Source organism: uncultured Microscilla sp. (assembly GCF_947493425.1).
Taxonomy (GTDB): Bacteria; Bacteroidota; Bacteroidia; order Cytophagales; family Microscillaceae; genus Microscilla.
Genome location: NZ_CANLRP010000172.1, coordinates 1 through 17,906, shown reverse-complemented (window position 1 = coordinate 17,906; position 17,906 = coordinate 1). Strand labels below are relative to the sequence as shown.

Annotated in this window: 8 protein-coding genes; all 8 read left to right on the top strand. The window is 42.8% G+C overall.

All coding sequences use genetic code 11. The features are described 5' to 3' along the window. Positions 1-194: 194 nt before the first annotated feature. The 8 genes from Q0954_RS27645 (at position 195) to Q0954_RS27610 (ending at position 17,614) form a co-directional block, all read left to right on the top strand. On the top strand, positions 195-1,793 hold the full coding sequence (locus Q0954_RS27645; protein ID WP_299462951.1) for a restriction endonuclease subunit S: 1,599 nt from the start codon (positions 195-197) through the stop codon (positions 1,791-1,793). Positions 1,794-1,805: 12 nt separating this feature from the next. Further along, positions 1,806-3,158: a DUF3883 domain-containing protein gene (locus tag Q0954_RS27640; protein WP_299462948.1), complete on the top strand. Its 1,353-nt coding sequence runs from the start codon at positions 1,806-1,808 to the stop codon at positions 3,156-3,158. Next, positions 3,158-4,648 carry a class I SAM-dependent DNA methyltransferase gene (locus tag Q0954_RS27635; RefSeq protein ID WP_299462945.1) on the top strand — a complete coding sequence of 497 codons (1,491 nt, stop codon included), beginning with the start codon at positions 3,158-3,160 and terminating at the stop codon, positions 4,646-4,648. Before Q0954_RS27640 ends, Q0954_RS27635 begins: the two co-directional genes overlap by 1 nt. 1,021 nt (positions 4,649-5,669) lie before the next feature. Beyond that, positions 5,670-8,933, top strand: coding sequence for a cyclic nucleotide-binding domain-containing protein (locus Q0954_RS27630; RefSeq protein ID WP_299462942.1), 3,264 nt, complete (start codon positions 5,670-5,672; stop codon positions 8,931-8,933). Positions 8,934-9,395: 462 nt separating this feature from the next. Next, positions 9,396-10,922, top strand: a complete 1,527-nt coding sequence (locus tag Q0954_RS27625; protein ID WP_299462940.1) for a hypothetical protein — start codon at positions 9,396-9,398, stop codon at positions 10,920-10,922. 530 nt (positions 10,923-11,452) lie between these two features. Continuing rightward, on the top strand, positions 11,453-14,656 hold the full coding sequence (locus Q0954_RS27620; protein ID WP_299462937.1) for a High-affnity carbon uptake protein Hat/HatR: 3,204 nt from the start codon (positions 11,453-11,455) through the stop codon (positions 14,654-14,656). 548 nt (positions 14,657-15,204) lie between these two features. Then, a complete protein-coding gene (locus tag Q0954_RS27615; protein ID WP_299462934.1) occupies positions 15,205-16,194 on the top strand; it encodes a porin family protein in 990 nt (329 codons plus the stop codon). A gap of 238 nt (positions 16,195-16,432) precedes the next feature. Then, complete coding sequence (locus Q0954_RS27610) at positions 16,433-17,614, top strand: hypothetical protein (protein ID WP_299462931.1); 1,182 nt, start codon at positions 16,433-16,435, stop codon at positions 17,612-17,614. The last annotated feature ends 292 nt before the right edge of the window (positions 17,615-17,906 follow it).

Below are 17,906 nucleotides of genomic sequence, written 5' to 3'. Positions count from 1 at the left end.
CTAAGTAATCCTAAAAATCCGTGCATCCTACGCATCCTGGTAAAGACAGTTGAGTAGGATAATAGTACTAAGGGCACAACGTTTACGGGCTCATTTACCTGCTCGCAGAAGTCAAGTAATCCTAAAAATCCGTGCATCCTACGCATCCTAGTAAAGACAAGTGAGAAAAAGAATAAAAAAAAGCAAGAGAAACAATGAGAGAAGATTGGATTGAAGTTGAGTTAAAAGAGGTATCTGATAGAATTCATTACGGTTATACCGCTACAGCAAAAAAGAATAAAGCTCAGGATGATTGTAAATATTTGAGGATTACAGATATCCAAAATGGTCAAGTTAATTGGAGTGAAGTACCTTTCTGTGATATTCCTAAATCTGAGATAAGTAAGTTTCAACTCAATAAGTATGATCTTGTTTTTGCACGAACTGGTGGTACAGTTGGGAAAAGTTATTTAATTAAAGATCAGGTGCCTAAAAAAGCTGTTTTTGCATCATATTTAATAAGGGTTAAAATTAATAAAAGTATAGAGCCTAAGTTTGTATATAACTTTTTTCAATCACTAGATTATTGGGAACAAATAAACCTTAACAAAGTAGGTCTAAAAACAAATGTAAATGCTCAGATACTTGCCAAACTTAAATTCAACCTCCCCCCCCTCCCCGAACAACGCGCCATAGTAGCCAAAATAGAGCAGTTGTTGAGTGAGTTAGACGCGGGCATAGCCTCGCTCAAAAAAGCCGAAGCACAATTGAAAACTTACCGCCAAGCCGTGCTCAAAAAGGCGTTTGAAGGAGAACTGACCAAAGCGTGGCGCACCCAACAAAGCAACTTGCCCACTGCCGAGGCTTTGCTGGTGCAAATAAAGGAGGAACGCGCCCAACACCACGCCCAACAATTGGCTGATTGGGCGCAAGCCGTAAAAACTTGGGAAGCTGAGGGCAAAGAGGGTAAAAAGCCCGCTAAACCCAAAACACCTAAAGAAGTAGCTCCTTTGAGCGAAGAGGAGTTGAAGCAATTGCCGAATTTGCCTGAAGGTTGGGGGTGGAATTGTTTAGTTAATATTGCTGAGTTGATAGGTGGTGTTACAAAAGGACGAAAACTTGACGGACAAAAGCTTATTTCTTTACCTTATTTACGTGTTGCAAATGTTCAAGATGGTTATTTAGACCTAACCCATGTAAAGGTGATAGATGTACTACCAAGTGATCTTGATAAATATAAATTATATGAGGGTGATATATTATATACTGAGGGAGGTGATAAAGATAAGCTTGGGAGAGGGACTATTTGGAGAAATGAAATAGAAAACTGCATACATCAAAATCATATTTTTCGTGCTAGATTATACTTAAAAGACATGCCACCTAAATTCATTGGTTACTATTCTCAAACAAGAACCGCAAAAAAGTATTTTTTTAGCAAAGCCAAGCAAACTACTAATCTAGCCTCTATAAATTTGACTGTATTATCAAACTTACCCTTCCCCCTCTGCTCCCTCCCCGAACAACGCCAAATCGTCCAAGAAATAGAAAGCCGTTTGTCGGTGTGCGACCAGGTAGAGGCGAGTATTCAAACGGGTTTGGCGAAAGCCGAAGCCTTGCGGCAAAGCATCTTGAAGAAAGCCTTTGAAGGGCGCCTACTCAGCGATGCCGAGCTTGTCACTTGCAAAAATGAGAAAGATTGGGCACCCGCCAGCACCTTGTTGGCACAAATAGAAGCCGAAAAAGCCCAAGCGGAGGCAAAAGCGCCAAAAAAAGCATCTAGGGGCACAAAAAAGAAGACATCTGTAAAATAAACTTTGATTGACATGACTATAGACCAGCAAAAATTACGAACATTATTGATTGAGCGAGCGAGCCAAAGAAAGTTGATTACTTATGGCGAGGTGGCAAAAAAAATTAACACCGATTGGAGCAAAATCCGTTTTACTTTGCCTAATGTGCTTGATGCCATATCAACCGAAGAACACAAACAAAAAGCACCTTTGTTGAGCGTGGTAGTGGTTGACCAAGACAACCAAAAGCCTGGCAACGGCTTTTTTACTATGGCGCGTAATCTACCCAACCCCTTTCAAATAGATGACGAAGATGCTTTTTTTGCAGAAATGCGAAAAAGTTGTTTTGACTATTGGAAAAACCAAGCTTTGAATGCTCCACCGTTTTTCACCTCGGCAGACATTGCATTGTTGGCAAAACGGGGTAACAAAACGTATGATAAAAACAACCCTGCAGATCAAGCTGCCAGAGAACAAATAAAAGCTACTTGTTGGGCAAAATCGGCACACTTTGCCGAGCAAGTGTGCAATCAACTGGAGGGCTTTGTTGTGAGTAAAAGGGAAAGTGCGATTTCTCAAGGGCAAGAGTTTTTTCCTTATACTTGGGTGAGGCTTACCCTCGCCGAGCACAAAAAAAGTGGGGTGCATTTTAGCCTGGGAGTGAGCGCGATAGAGGTATATTGCAAGGTTGGCTACAAATATGCGGGCGATTTGCTCACCGAAGACCACAAAAAGGCACTGGAGAACTATATGGAAACCCACAAAATAGAGATAAACCGATTAAAGGTAAACAATTTGTCAGGCTATGATTGGGACAAATTGGTAAAAGAAAGTCGCCAATATATCATCGATAACTTTAAACATTATGAGCAAATGATTGCCTTGCTTGCCCAAAACCGACTCCGTGAACAAGTGCCTCCTGCCCAGTTTGCAGCGCCTCCACCTGCCGATGCTGTGCCTAGTTTTGCCCCACAACCTGCTAAAGACCATGTGGCAGAAGCAAAAACGAAGAAAGAGCTAGGCGACGCGGGCGAAGCTTTGGTGATTTTGTGGGAGCGAGAAAGACTCAAGCAAAATAATCAAAAGAAAAGTGCCAAAAAGGTGGAAAAAAAAGCCGATGGCGAAGGCTACGATATATTGTCGTTTGACAAAGAAGGCAATGAGGTATACATAGAAGTAAAAACCACTACCCAATCTGCGGAAGCGCCTTTTTTTATGAGCGCCAACGAGGTAGCTTTTGCCCGCTTGCACCCCCAACAATATTGGGTGTATCGCTTGTATAATTACGACAAAGCTACCAACTCTGCCGACTTTTTTATTATCAAAAACCTGCACCAGCGTGCCGAATTTAGACCAACGAATTTTAAAGTATACATCACACAATAATGACAGAAGCAAGTATAGTATCTAAAGTATGGAATTTTGCCGACGTGCTCCGCGACGATGGGGTGGGCTATGGCGATTATTTGGAACAAATTACCTATTTGCTGTTTTTGAAAATGGCAGAAGAATCGGGCAGGGTAGACTTTCCGCGTTTGAAAGACATCAACGGCAACGAACTGCCCGACGGCGAGCAATGCAGTTGGCAAAACCTCCGCAGCAAAAAGGGGGCAGCTCTAGAGGCGTTTTATACCCAAATGTTGCGCAGCTTGGGCAGCGAACAGGGCATATTGGGGCAGATTTTTACCAAAGCCCAAAACAAGGTACAAGACCCTGCCAAGTTGCTGAAGATCATAGACATGATCAACCGCGAAGACTGGAGCGCCATGGGTGCCGACCTCAAGGGCAAAATATACGAGGGCTTGCTTGAGAAAAACGCCAGCGACGTGAAGAGTGGCGCGGGGCAATATTTTACCCCAAGGGCGCTTATTCAGGCGATGGTAGAGTGTGTGCAACCCCAACCCAACAAAACCATCGTAGACCCTTCGTGCGGTACGGGCGGCTTTTTCTTGGCGGCTTACGATTATATTGTAGACAACCACGAGCTAGACCGTGACGAAAAGAAGTTTTTGAAAAAAGAGACTTTTTATGGCAACGAAATAGTGGCAAGCACCCGCCGCATGTGCCTCATGAATATGTTTTTGCACAACATAGGCGAGATAGACGGCGATTCGTTGATTTCGTCTGCCGATGCCCTCATTGCCCAAGACAGCCAGCGCCACGACTACGTGTTGGCAAATCCGCCTTTCGGCAAAAAAAGTAGCATGACCATTACCAACGAAGACGGCGAGCAAGAACGCCAAGACCTGAGCTACAACCGCCAGGACTTTTGGGCTACCACGTCGAACAAACAACTCAATTTTTTGCAACACATCAAATCGTTGCTCAAAGTAAACGGCGAGGCGGCGGTGGTGCTGCCCGACAACGTGTTGTTTGAAGGAGGCGCCGGCGAAACCGTGCGCAAAGAATTGCTCAAAACCACCGAACTACACACCATTTTGCGTTTGCCTACGGGTATTTTTTATGCCAATGGGGTAAAGGCAAACGTGTTGTTTTTTGACAACAAAGCCGCCGCCAAAACTCCCTGGACTCAAGAGGTATGGGTATACGACTATCGCACCAATGTGCACCACACCCTCAGAAAGAAACCGCTGCGACTCGCAGATTTGCAAGCGTTTATCAAATTGTATAATCCTGGCAGTCGCCATAAGCGCCAGGAGACCTGGAGCGAGGCAAATCCCGAAGGACGCTGGCGCAAATTTGGCTATGAGGAGCTCATGGCACGCGACAAAACCAATTTAGATATTTTTTGGCTCAAAGACCAAAGCCTTGCCGACCTCGACAACTTGCCCGACCCTGATGTGTTGGCGCAAGAAATTGTAGAAAACATTGAGGCAGGTCTGAGCAGTTTTCGCGAGATAATGGCGGGCCTATAGCGTGAGTTGAGCGCTTTTGCCTACAACTGGCAGGTTTTCTAGTGCAGTTGGTAGACTTTTAATCAAACAGCTTTTTATACCTGCCTGGTTTTGAAAACCTGGCAGGTATGGATCTTTATCTTTGTTATAGGTTTTAAAATGCTTGACGGAAATATTAAATTTTAATTGTCTATACTAAAAAAACTGGCAGGTGTAAAACAGGAGCGGCAATACTTGAGAAGCATTGAGCCTTGGGTTGATTAATGTTGGTATTCAGACAATTGGTCAAAATCTGTCCCCAAAACCATTTTTGTTTAAGTATCAATACTCCGCAGTGATTTTAGTCAAAGTTGATTACTGATTACCTTCGTTGAGCTCCCGTTGGTCGGTTATCAAATGGTTATAAGTTTAAAAACTATTTAATTTAGAAGTAAACCTGAAACCCTTTGAAAAATAAAGCAAGTACACAAATTTAATATACGCCATTGGTTTACAATGATTAATAGGGTAAACATTTACTCGAATCAGCTTCTAACTACGCTTTTTATAAGTTGCTAAAAATCAACGTGATATAAAAGTGTGGTTACTTGTGGAACAAGGTATACCTAGAACCTTGTTGACGCTTCTAACTACGCTTTTTATAAGTTGCTAAAAATCAATGTGATATAAAAGTGTGGTTACTTGTGGAACAAGGTATACCTAGAACCTTGCACCTAGTCCCTAGTGGAGGCTATGCCGACATCCCGTTTACGGGGAACCTTGTCAGGGCTATGGACTATTGTATATAAAACAATTTAAAAACCACAAAACTGGCGTAATTTTTTCTTCCTCATTCAATATAAAATTGGTCATGTCAAACAAAGCTTGAGTATTGTTTGGCTGGCTAGATTAATTGACTATTTTTAATAAATCAAGCCAAAACTTACATTACAATCGTGTCTGCAAGTACTTACTATAGTCTCAGGCATTATTTTATTTGAAACAACTTTAATACTACCCCTCTCGTTGTACTATACAAATCTTTGAGAGGCATAAGCGAACTATGAAAAAGGTTCTTCTTAAATTATTAAATATAGAAGACAGTGAATTTATTCAGGTGCTCCTCCTCCTCCTGATGGGTTTCTGTATAGGCATTTTTTTGGCAACCTACAATACCAGTATGAGTGCCCTGTTTGTCACTGCCTTTGACGAAGCCACCGACTTGCCCCTGGCTATGGTAGGGCAAGGCATTGTGGGCATTATTATCACCTCTTTGTTTTCTCATTACCAGCGGGTACGCCCCTACGCCCGTTTATCGCTGGTGGTGCTCATTATTATTACCCTCTCTATTTTTAGTTTAAGGCTGGGCTACGGACTTATTCCTGACAAGGACATTAGAGCCAAATTGGTGTTTTTTGGCTTTATGCTTATGGTGCCTTTTGAGGCCTTGGTGTTGTTGATTTTCTGGGGTATGATTGCCCGTATTTTTGACCTGAAACAGCAAAAACGCATTGTAGGAGGCGTAGACATAGGCAAAGGCTTGGCCACATTGGTAGCTTTTTTTGCGGTAATTCCCATTGCCAACTCTTTGATGAAAACCATAGACTTGCTTGAGATCAGTTTTGCCAGTACCGGACTCCTCATTTTTGTGCATATATTGCTGGTACGCAACTCGCCCGCCATCAACTTTGTGCGTATGGAAGCGCACGAAAAAACCACCGGAAAGCTGTCTATTCCGCAAATGTTTAAAGACAACTATATTATTTGGTTGATTGGCTTTGTAATGATTGTAACCATTGCCGGAAACTTTATAGACTATTCGTTTCTGAACACTGCTACCAAGCAGTTTCCCCGTGAAAAAGACCTGGTAAACTTTATTGGGGTATTTCAGGGCATTACGCTGGTGTTTAGTATGTTGGCACAAACTTTTGTGGGCGATTGGCTGGTAGAAAATTATGGCTTAAAAATTACTTTATTAATCAATGCCCTGCTATTGATCTTGTTTACTGTACTCACTGTGCTGGCAGGATCGTTTTTTGGGTTTACCCCTGGCGGAGACAACAATTTTATCTTCTTTTTTATGGCAGTGGCGTTGAGCAGTTTGTTCTTTTCGGCGCTCAAAGATGCCTTTGATGAACCCACCTTTAAGTTTTTTCTGTTTCCTATTGACAAATCTATACGATTGATTGTCATGACACGCCTGGATGGTATTGTCAAGGTAACAGCAGGTATGATTGCAGGTTTGCTGATGTTAGCCATCGACAAAGCCAAGTTTTTCAATCTTCTTTCGTTTTCTTACATCTTATTATTGATCATTGGTGCCTGGATATATATCATTATAAAAATGCACACCAAATACCAGGAAAGCTTGCGCACCACCCTCGAAAAAACCCAGGAAACCAATGATGTGAGCAGTTTGCAAAGTGCCGACGCCATTGGAATTATACTAGAGAAAGAGTTGGAAAGTGACCACCCCGAAAAAGTGATTTTCATTCTTAAGTTTATGGAAAAAACAGAACCCGTGCTGTTTGAAAAATCACTCAAAAAACTAGAAGCTTCTGCCAATCGGCAACTTAGAAACTTTGTATCTGCCAAGGTAAAAGACCTGGAAGCCTCTACTATAGACAGCCGTTTGGTATCCGAAACTACATTTTTGCCTGCCAGCAACCCATCGGCTACCGATCGCCCTTCGGCCAGGTTCAATCTCCGCAAGGACTATACTACAGTAGCTACCGAAAACATTCACCACGAAGAAGTAATCAGGTTGGCAAAGTCGAAGAAAACGGGCGACCGGGTAATGGCAGCAAAGCTCATGAGGATTTATGACCATGAAGAAACCACCCGGTATTTGATTCAGTTGCTCAAAGACTATGTGCCACTGGTAAAGATGGAAGCCATTATTACGGCACGCAAGGTGCAACGCCCGGTGAGCTGGACGGTGCTCATAGACCTGTTGGCATCGCCCGAATACGGCAATATGGCGGCGGCATCGTTGGTAGAGTGTGGCGACCGTATTTTGCCAGTACTCGAACACGCCTTTTACAAGTCGGGGCAAAGCGAACTGGTAATGATTAAGATTGTGCAGATTTATGGGCACATTGGTAGCAAAAGCGCTATAGAACTGCTATGGAGCAAGATAAACCACCCAGCGCAAGACATTATAGACCAAGTATTGCTTTCGCTAAGTTATTGCAATGCCGAAGTACCCGAAGAGCGGGTGCCTGCAATTATTAACATTCTTGAAATAGAAATTGGCGATGCTGCCTGGGACCTGGCGGCAATGCTGGAGGTGGAAAAACGGGACGAAACTCTAGAGTTACGCGGCTCGCTCAAAGAAGAAATAAGGTATAACTTCAACAGTATTTTTAGGTTACTGTCATTAATATACGATAGCCAGTCGATAGAATTGGTACAACAAAGCCTTGATAGTGAAGAAACTGAAGGTAAATTGTTTGCCATAGAATTGCTGGATATGTTTTTAGACGAAAACCTAAAGCCTATTTTATTCCCATTGCTGGAAGATATTCCAGTAGCGCAAAAAATTGCCAAGTTACAAAATTACTTTCCACGCATTACCTTTGATCATACAGAAGTACTCAAGCACTTGATTACAAGAGACTACAGGTATACCAACCGTTGGACCAGGGCTTGTGCTATGTTTGCTTTGGCACACGTAGAAAATCTCGACGAAAAACAGGAACTGGTAGCTAATCTTTTTCACGAAGACAACTTATTGCGGGAAACCGCTGCCTGGGCATTGTATCAGTTAGACAAGCCTTTGTTTGATAGGGTAAGCCCACGATTGCACGTGGATATAAAAGAGCAACTCGAAGAAAAACTAGGAAAAATTGTTTTGCAGGAAAATACTGACATTGCCGAAGAGCTACTATATAGCCGGGTATTGTTTCTAAAAAAAGTGGCATTGTTTAATGGGGTACCAGGAGATATTCTTGCCGAAATATCTGACATTATACAGCCCCAAAGTTTACCTAAGGGAGAAAAACTGATATTGAATAACGAGGAAGCACAAAAATGTTTGTTTATATTGGCAAAAGGTAATCTGCATACGCAAAATGCAGAAGGTAAAGAGGTAAACCTGAACGAGACCACCACATTTGGTAGCTTGTTGATGATGGACGCAAGCAAAACCTACGATGAAGCAATCGCCTCTGAAGACTCATTGTTGTATGCAATAGATCAACACGAGTTTTTTGCCCGAATGAGCACCTATCCTGAGTTGGTGCGTGGGTTTATTCATAATGTAAATGTAGCGTTTGATTACAAGTCGCTTGACATAGAAGAGCCACTATTTGAAATTGATTTATAATCAATAGTCCATAGTATTTAGTCGATAGTCCATAGCTGATTCGAGTAAATGTTCACCTTGTTAAATACTGTAAACCAGTATTTTATATTGAGATTGTATACTCACTTTATTTTTAAAAGTGTTTCGGTTTTATGCCTAAACATCCAATTAAATAGTTTTTAAATTCATAAATAACTGATAAACAGCAAACAACTTTGACTAAAATCACTGCGGAGTATTGGTAATTACATTTAAACGAAAATGGTTTTGAGGATGGGTTTTGACTAATTGCTTGAATACCAACATTAATCAACCGAAGCTACAGCTTGCTGTGCTGAGCTCTGCTTCAGCTAATCCTGTAGATCCTACAATCACTTTAATCTTAGTGTACATTTTGGTTTCATTATTGCCTTTGTTACTTTTCACTGAAAGTACATTTAAATTTTACCTTAAGCACTTGAAAGAACCGCCATTACAAATAATATGACACACGACATTCTTATAAATTATGTAGAAAAAGATGATCAGGTTGACAGCGAGCAACAAACAGGGTGGGTGTCGAGTTTCAAGCGTTTTTTGAATATGGTATTGAGCCAATTGCTACAGGAGCACCCAAAAATAGCCTTGCTCGATAGTCAGCTTTTACAAGACTCTACCTCGCTCAATGTATTGAACCAAACCAAGGTGTTGGTAACCATTGTATCGCCTGAGTATGTGCAGGTACCCATCCAGGAAAAAGTAATCAATACTTTTTTTGAAGTTGCCCAAAAACAACCCGATTTGCCTGCCCCTGACAAACGTTGCTTTAAAGTAGTAAAATATCCGGTAGCTTACGACAGCCAACCTTTGTTGCTGAAACCTTTGTTGAACTATAATTTGTTTTATCTTAACCGTGAAACCGGAGAAGAGCAAGAATTTGAAGACTTTTTTAGCAGCATAGCCGAAAAAAACTATTGGACTTCTCTCGTAGACCTTGCTTATGATATTTACCACGTGCTGACCCGGTTTGATAAAAAACAAGCCATTAAAAATGATGAGCAACTGCTGGAGGGGATCATAGGAGAGGGGGACAACACAGGCACCGTATACCTTGCCGAAACCAGCCAGGAGCTGACCATACAGCGTACCATTATCAAGCGGGAGTTGCAAAGACATGGTTATCAGGTGTTGCCCAACTATACTTTGCCCAACGACGTTGAAAAGTTAGAACAGGCAGTACTGGCAGACCTTAAGCGTTCGTTGATTTCTATTCATTTGATAGGGCGCGAATATGGCGAAAATATCAAAGGAGGTGAGGTGTCGGTAATAGAGCTGCAAAACAAACTTGCCTCGGAGTACAGCCAACAGCAAAGCGAAGGCACTGAAAAGTTTTCGCGTTTGATTTGGTTGCCTCCTTCATTGATAGAAGCCAGCGAACGACAACAACGGTTTATAGAAAACTTACGCGAAAATGCCCAAGGGCTATCCAATGCCGAAATTTTGCAAATTCCTTTGGAAGATTTCAAAACTACCATTCGCAAAAGCTTGACCGACAGCCCTGTACAGATGCAAGAGCGCGACCATGCGCCTAAAACCAGTACGAATAAGTTACAAGTGTACCTTATATTTGATAGGGTAGACACTCAGCCCGCTTTGTTGTTGATGGAACACCTGCAAGCCCAGGGTTTTTATGTCATTACCCCTATGCTGATGGGGTCGATACTGGAAGTACGCCAACAACACATAGAAGGACTCAAGTATTGTGATGTTGCCTTGGTGCTTGCCGAAAAAGCAGACGAACAATGGGTAAAGGTAAAACTTAAAGATTTGGTAAAAGCCCCCGGCTTTGGCAGAGAGCGTCCCATGCGGGCAAAAATTTTGTTGGCAATTAATGACTACCACAACATTACAAAAGAAGACCTGAAGACTTATAATGTTAGAAAGGTAGAAAACATAGACCTGAACGATTTTTCAGCAGAGTTTACTTTTCAAAACATTCTAAATCAGGCAGTACAAAACAATCAAAGTTAACGAACTAAAAATTAGTCCATAGTCGGGAGTCTTTGGTATAGTACAGACCACAGTCGACAATGCTGACGCATATCATAGAATATTGAGTACTATAAAATTAGTCCATAGTCTATAGTCTATAGTCGGGAGACGATAGCTTTTTGCAGCTTGCTGAGTCTTTGGTATAGTACAGACCACAGTCGACAATGCTGACGCATATCATAGAATATTGAGTACTATAAAATTAGTCCATAGTCTATAGTCGGGAGACGATAGCTTTTTGCAGCTTGCTGAGTCTTTGGTATAGTATAGACCACACAGTCGACAATGCTGATGCATATCATAGAATATTGAGTACTATAAAATTAGTCCATAGTCTATAGTCTATAGTCGGGAGACGATAGCTTTTTGCAGCTTGCTGAGTCTTTGGTATAGTACAGACCACAGTCGACAATGCTGACGCAGATCGTAGAATTCTAAGGACTTGAAGCTGTAGAAGCTCCTGACTATGGACTCCCGACTATTGACTAAATTAAAACACATTTACCATCATGGAAGACAATATCTTACAGGATGAGTATGCAGGGATTAATACTATTATTAACCCTTTTCCAGGTCTTCGCCCTTTCTCAGTAGACGAAAGCTATTTGTTTTTCGGACGAGAGGGGCAAAGCGACGAAGTATTGCTCAAACTTGCCGAAAACCGATTTGTTGCCGTAGTAGGCCCTTCGGGTAGTGGTAAGTCTTCGTTTATATATTGTGGGGTCATCCCTATTTTATATGGAGGGTTTATGACCGACCGCACCTCTAACTGGAGCGTGGTAGTGAGCCGACCAGGTGCAGGGCCTATAGACAATCTGGCAGATGCTTTACTCAAACACGACAATACTTATCAATCTTACGACAAGGAAAACAAGCAAATCAAAAAAGCCATCACTTCGACTCTTTTGCGAAGTAGCTCGCTTGGCTTGGTAGAAGCAGTACAGCAAACCAAAGAGTTTAAGGGACGCAACGTACTGATCTTGATTGACCAATTTGAAGAACTTTTCCGGTTTAAAAAAAACGAAGAAAATAAAGACTCACTCAACGAGTCTTTGGCTTTTGTTAACCTATTGATGGAAGCCATCAAAACCACCAGTGCCCCCATTTATCTGATCATAACCATGCGGTCAGATTTTATTGGCGACTGTGCCGCATTTCCCGAACTGACCGAATCTATCAATCAGAGTTATTACATGATTCCCCAAATGACCCGCAAGCAAAAACAAATGGCCATTACTGGGCCGGTGTTGGTGGGTGGTGGTATGATGACCCCCCGATTGGTACAAAAACTACTGAATGATGTAGGCGACAACCCCGATCAATTGCCCATTATGCAGCATTCGCTGATGCGTACCTGGGACTATTGGACAGATAACCGTACCGCAGCCGATGCTCCACTGGATATAGAGCATTACGAGGCCATAGGTACCATGAAGTCGGCACTATCGCAGCACGCTGACGAAGCCTACGATGAGTTGACCGACGAAGAACGCAAGGTATGTGAGGTAATGTTTAAGGCGCTGACCGAAAAAGGAGGCGAGAGCGCCAACGGGGTACGTCGCCCCACTCGTTTGGGCGAGATTGTGGCCATTGCCAGTGCCAGCGAAGGTACTGTGATAAGAATTGTAGAAAAGTTTCGCCAGCCAGGGCGCTCTTTGCTAATGCCTCCCGCAGGCATTCCGCTGGATGATGGCTCAGTGATAGATATTTCACACGAAAGCCTGATGCGTATTTGGGTACGCCTAAAAGCCTGGGTAGAAGATGAGGGCGAAGCTGTGCAAATGTATATGCGTTTGTCAGAAGCCTCAGCGATGTATCAAGTGGGTAAATCGGGCTTGTGGCGTCCGCCCGATTTGCAGTTGGCGCTCAACTGGCGCGAAAAGCACAAACCTACCCTTGCCTGGGCACAACGCTACGATCCTGCCTTTGAGCGGGCGATGGTTTTTTTAGACTATAGCCAGAAGGAGTTTGAGACAGAGCAAAAAATAAAAGAGCTTCAGCAAAAAAAGGCATTGCGAAGGGCACGGGTTACCGCCTTGTTTATGGGTACCGCTACTGTGATCAGTATTGGATTTTTAGTATATGCCATTTCGCAATCGGTAGAGGCTGAGCGTCAAAAAGAAGCCGCCACCAAGCAAGCGGTGATTGCTAAGAAAAACTCTAAAGAAGCAGATAAACAAAGAAAAATTGCCCTGAAAAGGGAAAAAGAAGCCCTAACAAACGAACGCCTTGCCGAAAAAGAAAAACGAAACGCAGAGGAAGAAAAAAAGCACGCTCAAGAAGAAAAAAAGCATGCCCAAGAAGAGAAGAAAAAGGCTGACGAACTAAGAGTAGTGGCGGAGCAAAAAGAAAAAGAGGCAAACGAGCAAAAGCAAATTGCCTTGAAAAATGAAAAAGAAGCAAAAAAACAAACCAAAATAGCGGAAGACAAAACCCGCATTGCCACACAAAAAGAGAAAGAAGCCACCGAAGCCAACAAAAAGGCTTTTAACTTGCGAATGCTGTCTATTGCCCAATCAATGGCCATCAAGTCTACCCAATACTCTGACCGACGCATTCAGGCAAACAACGCCCAAAAAGCGTATCAGTTCAACAAAAGATACGGAGGCGATTTTTATCAACCCGATATTTACAATGGCTTGTATTATGCCATCAAAAGGTTTGAAGGCGAAAACTATAACCAATTGGCAGGGCATAGCGACGCAGTGCGTATGATTGCCCCATCGTACGCCAACAGCGGGCAAGTGGTATACTCGGCAGGTAGTGATGGCAAAGTATTGCGCTGGAACCTGCAAAAACCCAAAGACCCACCTAAAGTGTTGGTGTCGGGCGGGTATATCAAGCGAGCCTTGGTAGTAAGTCGCGATGGCAAGTACCTGGCCTGCGGAGGCGACGACCGTCGGGTACAACTTTTTACCATTCAACGCAATGGCAGGTTTTCTAAAAGAAATATAGCCCTTAAAAGCGGTACCAAAGTATGGAACCTTGCCTTTACCCCCAACAACCAAGGGTTGATTATTCATACTTCGGATCAAAAGATTTATTTATCGGACTTTAAAAATGCTACTGAGATTACCCAACTCAAATCTAAAGTAAATGGGTTGGCGGTGCACCACAAACCCAATGCCGAGAGCCACTATATGGCTGTAGGACAAAACAATGGTGAGTTGGTATTGATTGACCGCAAAAAGAATAATCAACAATCGGTATTGTTTAAAAACACCGTAGGCATGCACGCTGTAGCTTTTAGCAATAGTGGGCGTTACCTGGTGGCGGGCGATGTATTGGGGATTGTACGTATTTGGGACTTGACTAAAATAGCCCAAAACAAAAAGCCCATTATTCAACTGGAAGGGCACACCGCAAAAATCAATAATATAGAATTTAACAAAGACGACACTCAAATGGCTACGGCGAGTTTTGACAAAACAGTGCGTATCTGGAACATGCGCGAGCTTACCAATAGTCCCATTGTGTTGAAAGACCACGAAGACTGGGTATGGTCTATTGCCTTTAGCAACGATGGCGATTATTTGTTGGCGGGTTGCCGCGATAATCTGGTACGGATATGGCCTACTAACCCTTCGCTTATGGGCGATGTGTTGACCCAAAAAGGGATTCATAACTTTAAGCCGGATGAATGGAAGCGTTATGTGGCAAAGGATATTCCTTACGAGCAAACTTTTAGAGTTCCACCGAAGAAGAAGAAGTAGGTTAGTTAATTACGAATTACGAATGAGAGAATTACGAATGAGCGCGAAGCGACTATGGTCTACAGACTACTAACTCCGGACTAATATTCAATTACGAATTACGAATGGATCAATTACGAATTACGAATGGATCAATTACGAATGAAGGCGAAGCCACTATGGTCTACAGACTACCAACTCCGGACTAATATACGAATGAAGGCGAAGCCACTATGGTCTACAGACTACTAACTCCGGACTAAATTACAAATGGCTGTGCCCAATTCGTAATTCGTAATTAACCAATTCGTAATTAAAATGCCTTGCCCAATTCGTAATTCTCAAACTCGTAATTTGGGAGGTACAAGCAAAAAACTAAGAATTAATCACTCATGACTATGGATTATCAACTTTATCATATTTGCAAAAACGCAAAGAAAATAGTCGACCACTACGCGCTACCAACTTTCAATCATCGACTTTTTACGTGTTTCTTGTGGCTCCCCCTTTGTTTTGTTTTAGGGCTTTGTTCGGTGGCAAGTGCTGCTGAGAAAGACTGTGCTGAAACATTGAAAAAAGCGCAGGCGGCTTACGAAGAGGGGAGGATTAATGAAGTACCCGATATTTTGGACGATTGCCTGGATGTGTTTAACGATAAAAAAGCAAGAAAAGGCAATTTTGACCGCAACCAAAAAATGGAAGCGTATTATTTGCTATCGCTTACTTACCTGTACTTGAATGAAGAAGAAAGTGCAGAAAAAATATTGCTAAAGTTGCTCAGGCTGGAGCCCGAATACCGATTAAAAAACAATGCCCCCAGTGAATTTAAAAAACTGTATGGTAACTTCAGAGTGCGCCCAGTGCTCGCTTTTGGCGGCAAAGTAGGAGGCAACATTATGCGTTTTAATGTGACTAAGACCTTTGGTGTAGACGATCCTCATTCATTTAGTGAAACTTATACCTCTAAGCTGGGTTTTCAGGTAGGAGGGGCGGTGGAGCTTCCGCTAACCAAAAAACTGGGGGTGTTTATGGAAGCCTACTACTCGGGGCGCAGCTATACCCTGAACAACCAACTTTTTGGCTATGCTTCTACCAATTATGAAGAAAACCAAAACTGGATAGAAATACCCCTGGGGGTTCGCTATAACTTGGGCGACAAATATAACTTTAGTAGTCACCTCAAGCCTTATGTATTTGGCGGAATATCAACTGGCGTGTTGTTGGCGGCGAGTGCCGTAGTGGTGCGTCGTGACAAAGTAAGTGCCGATGTACAGCGTGAGGTGACAGGTACCAGTATTCCGGTAGCCCCCATGCGTAATCGCCTCAACATTTCGGCTTTGTTGGGGGCAGGCGTAGAACTTAAGCGAGGCAGAGGCTATCTGGTGTTTGATGTACGCTACTACATGGGATTGAGCAATGCCGTAAATGCTGCCCAACGCTTTAGCGTAAACGAGCTCTTGTTTAAGTATGGCCACATAGACAACGATTTTACTACCAACAACATTACCTTCTCACTGGGGTACATGTACCCTATATATAAGCCCAAAAAAATACGATAGCTTCTACAGTCTTAAGCTTTTAGCGACGAGCTTCAAGCTTGAGGCTGTTCTTCAAGCCTGCTACCGATTTCATAGTACGCTGATTTTTAGCAGCGTATAAAATCAATAGATGGAAAGCTCTAACCTTTTTACTATTTCGCGCAACCATTGAACCATCAAGCGAAGCGCAACAATGAGCGAAGAGCCTGAATACCGATGTATGTCGGTACGACAACAATTGAACATAACATTTATAAACATGAAGCGTAAATTTTTGTCATACCTGTTTTTACTGTTGGGTATAGTTGCCTGCAAAACTACCCCCAGTGTAAACCCCGACACCTCAGGGTTATTTATCAAAATGTTTGGTGGGGCCACCAACGATGAAGCCTATTCAGCCGTTACCGCAACCGACGGGGGGTATGTGTTTTTGGGGGCAACTACTTCTTTTGCGGCAGGCACTAACAACACCCAAGATATTTTTTTGATAAAAGCAGACCAAAACGGCAATGAACTGTGGACACGCAATTTGGGCGGACATTCGGGCAAATCTATTCAGAATACCCTTGATGGTGGTTTTATTGTATTAGGCGATACTTTGGTGGCAGATACCACCAGTTTGGTACTCATAAAAACTGATGGCGAGGGACAAGTACAATGGAGTAAAAACTACGGTAAAACCAACCGAAACGAAGTAGCTACCAATGTACAGCTTACCCAAGAAGGGGGCTACCTGATGATGGGCAATGTGTTGAACAACGATGGTAGCTCAGACATTTATGTAATAAAAACCGATGGGCAGGGCAACATTATCCGCGAGCGGGTATACGGATTTGCCAATCTGCAAAACTCTACCGCCACTATTTTGGAAGACCCTACTACTAAAGATATATTATGGTGTGGCACAGCTTTTACTGCAACCAGCGCCACGTCTGACATTCGGGTAGTACGTGCCAACGATATTGTAAACACCCAGTGGGACTATTTCTTTGGTGGTACAGCCAGCGAAACAGGCAAAGACATGAAACAAGTATCGGGTGGCTACGTCATTGTGGGCACTACCGCAAGCGAAGGCAACGGAGGCACTGATGTGTATTTGATTAAAATAAGTGAACAAGGCATATTGCAATGGAGCAAAACCTTTGGCGGAACCGCTAATGACGAAGGACAAGCCATTAGTTTGACCGATGATGGGGGCTACATTATTACCGGAAGTACCGAAAGTGAAGGAGAAGGAGGCAAAGATGTGTTTTTGATAAAAACCGATGCCGATGGCAACCAAGTATGGACAGAAACTTTTGGTGGCACCAAAGACGACGTGGGCAGAATAGTGCTCCAAACCGCCGATAAAGGTTTTTTGCTGCTGTCTACTATAGTATTTGAAAATAACAACATGTTAGGGCTGATCAAGGTAAACAACGCCGGAAAACTGGTGGAGTAAGGCTACGTTGGTTAATTACGAATTGTTTAATTACGAATTTGGCAAGGCATTTTAATTACGAATTGGTCAATTAGGAATTACGAATTGGGCAAAGCCATTTGTAATTTAGTCCGGAGTTAGTAGTCTGTAGACCATAGTGGCTTTGCACCCATTAGGAATTACGAATTGTTTAATTACGAATTACGCAAAGCCATTCGTATATTAGTCCGGAGTTAGTAGTCGGTAGCCCCCACAGGCATTGCCTGATCTTCAGGCAACTACCTGATCTAGCGTTTAGCCCATTACATGTGGT

What these genes read in the sequence shown, in the direction of transcription:
- Q0954_RS27625 (WP_299462940.1), top strand. Translation starts at nt 9,396, where the DNA reads ATGACACACGACATTCTTATAAATTATGTAGAAAAAGATGATCAGGTT.
- Q0954_RS27610 (WP_299462931.1), top strand. Translation starts at nt 16,433, where the DNA reads ATGAAGCGTAAATTTTTGTCATACCTGTTTTTACTGTTGGGTATAGTT.
- Q0954_RS27640 (WP_299462948.1), top strand. Translation starts at nt 1,806, where the DNA reads ATGACTATAGACCAGCAAAAATTACGAACATTATTGATTGAGCGAGCG.
- Q0954_RS27620 (WP_299462937.1), top strand. Translation starts at nt 11,453, where the DNA reads ATGGAAGACAATATCTTACAGGATGAGTATGCAGGGATTAATACTATT.
- Q0954_RS27645 (WP_299462951.1), top strand. Translation starts at nt 195, where the DNA reads ATGAGAGAAGATTGGATTGAAGTTGAGTTAAAAGAGGTATCTGATAGA.
- Q0954_RS27630 (WP_299462942.1), top strand. Translation starts at nt 5,670, where the DNA reads ATGAAAAAGGTTCTTCTTAAATTATTAAATATAGAAGACAGTGAATTT.
- Q0954_RS27635 (WP_299462945.1), top strand. Translation starts at nt 3,158, where the DNA reads ATGACAGAAGCAAGTATAGTATCTAAAGTATGGAATTTTGCCGACGTG.